The sequence below is a fragment of the Nonomuraea basaltis genome (assembly GCF_005893125.1).
GTDB lineage: Bacteria > Actinomycetota > Actinomycetes > Streptosporangiales > Streptosporangiaceae > Nonomuraea > Nonomuraea basaltis.
In genome coordinates this window covers 1-447 of the sequence record NZ_VCJS01000658.1, presented here as the reverse complement: position 1 = coordinate 447, position 447 = coordinate 1, and the positions used below count along the sequence as shown (strand labels likewise).

General features: G+C 62.4%; 1 protein-coding gene. It reads right to left on the bottom strand.

What is annotated here, in order from left to right:
* Positions 1–63: 63 nt before the first annotated feature.
* Positions 64–447, bottom strand: a 384-nt coding sequence (locus EJK15_RS69910) for a hypothetical protein (protein ID WP_206062436.1), incomplete at its 5' end; no start/stop codon positions are given.

The following is a 447-nucleotide window of genomic DNA, read 5'->3' as shown; positions in this document are numbered from 1 at the left end:
CGGAGATCAGCCCTCCGGAGCGCCTGGTGTCAGGGGTGGAATACGGCCTCCAACGAGGCTTCGTCATGCCCGAATCCCTCTGGGCTGATCGTCAGATTGCGTCAACGGGTGGGGCACCTCCAGCGCGATCGCACTGCTCAAAAGGTGAGCCGAGACGTCTCGTGCGTCGTATTGCGCGTCGCCATGACAGGTTGGCAAGCCGTGCAAGAGGAATCTCCGCAGGTCAAGCCCTACTAGATGGCTCAGTAGACAGTGCTCTGGAAACTCCCCGGCGGTGTCGCCGAAGGCGTGACTCAGGGCAATCGTCACAGCCTCGTGCTCGTCCTGCCACTGAAGGCCCTTGACGTCCCTCGCGTAGATGGAGAGGGAACCGACGCTGAAGGGGATATCGGTGTCCACCTCCATCGTCATGTCCCTCGCGATCCGTCGGAGCTCGCCACGGTCCAC